A 1,529-nucleotide genomic window follows, 5' to 3' on the forward strand; every position below is an offset into this window, starting at 1 on the left:
TAGATTACTCGGCTGCTCACCTTTTAATGCGGCCCGAATACGTAGTTGGATACTGGTATGGTCGGATTGTTCTAGTGTATCAGCAAGTTGCGCTCGAATCGGATTCAAATCAACATAGGTCATACAGGCTAATACCGCAGCTTCATCGAGTAGGGCTTGCGATTTAAATCGCCCCTCCCAGAAACGACCTGTACAGTTATCCTCTTGATTTGCTTGCCTTGCTATTGGTTCGTTAAGGCAGCGCATAAACCATGAGATATCACACAAACGACTACGATAAAGGGCGATTGAGTGCTTTAATCGGTTGACCTGATGGGCTTCGACTAACTCACCTTTAGCGAATTTTTGCGTTAACTCATCGCCTTTAAACAACTTATGCCACTGCTCAAGCACTTCGCGGTCAGTCCAACGATTTGCCGTCTCGATATCGACTCGCAACACCAGATGCAGATGATTAGACATCACGGCAAAGGCTGCGATATCAATAGCAAAAACAGCTTCAAGTTCAAACATTAGCGATTCTACCCAACCTCGACGATGGTCATAATTTTTACCCGAGTAACTGTCATCACCACATAAAAATGCCCGCCGCACCACGCGGCTACAGCAATGGTAATAGGGCGTGTCTTCAAGACTTATCTGAGTTCTGCGAGGGCGCGGCATACAAACCTCCATGTTTAATGCTTAACCAAAGCATAGTCGGAGGTTAGCTACCTCGCTATTAAGGTTGGGTGTCCATGTTTTGATGTTTTGCATGTTTTGATGTTTTGGGGGCATAAATGCTTTAGAAAAGGCTGTACACCGATGTGTTAGCTGCCTTTTCAGTATGATTCTTTATTACTTGGTGACAGTTATTCTGCATTCAGTAATTTATAGGGGCGGGCAATCGCTCCTTTGAGATCGCCGAGGGAAAACACCTTCGAAAAGCGCGCAAAGCTTTTGCCATAAAATATTGTTTCTACCACGGGCAGGCTAAAAACCTGGTATCTCGCGGCAAGCTCAAGGTGAGCTTCACAGTCGATATAGACTAGCTGCATTTTGGGAAAATCTTTGGCTAGCATAGCGGCGATTTGTGGTTTAAGCGCTTGGCACACGCCACAGCTTGGTGCACCAAATAGCAGTAATACCGCTGGATATTGCTTTAGTATGGCATCCAGTTGCTCGGGTGTTTCAAGGGTGTGGATAACGGCAGTCGGCATGGACAATCCTATCGAATTTGGGGTTTTACAGGCAGAGTATCACGGAATTAATCCCCTTTTTACGGCACTGCTGCCGATAAATGAGCCTACGAAAAATAGACCCACCGTCAGTATGATAATGCCGAATACTATTAGTCCTGCTATTTGTGCTCCGCTGAGCTTATCGATCCAATGCGAAAGCGTATTTATCATTTTTGTTTTACCTCGTTACAACATGGATGAGCTGCACCATTGGCTTTCACAGGGAATACCATCGCCATCACCATCCATTTGCGTGTTGGGACAATTTTGAATGTAAAAGGTCGCTTCAGCACAGGAGCGCATATGGCT

3 protein-coding genes are annotated in these 1,529 nt (G+C 45.6%); all 3 read right to left on the reverse strand.

The window, feature by feature from the left end; translation table 11 throughout:
• Nucleotides 1-663, reverse strand: a 663-nt coding sequence (locus tag SHEWPOL2_RS21940; RefSeq protein ID WP_037431764.1) for a hypothetical protein, incomplete at its 3' end; no start/stop codon positions are given.
• A gap of 188 nt (nucleotides 664-851) precedes the next feature.
• A complete protein-coding gene (locus tag SHEWPOL2_RS21945) occupies nucleotides 852-1,199 on the reverse strand; it encodes a thioredoxin family protein (RefSeq protein WP_037431766.1) in 348 nt (115 codons plus the stop codon).
• A 207-nt stretch (nucleotides 1,200-1,406) separates the two neighbouring features.
• Nucleotides 1,407-1,529 (reverse strand): excalibur calcium-binding domain-containing protein (locus SHEWPOL2_RS22615; RefSeq protein ID WP_192812115.1); only part of this gene is annotated, 123 nt, incomplete at its 5' end.

Origin of the sequence: Shewanella sp. POL2 (assembly GCF_000282755.1) — a bacterium.
Lineage (GTDB): Bacteria > Pseudomonadota > Gammaproteobacteria > Enterobacterales > Shewanellaceae > Shewanella > Shewanella xiamenensis.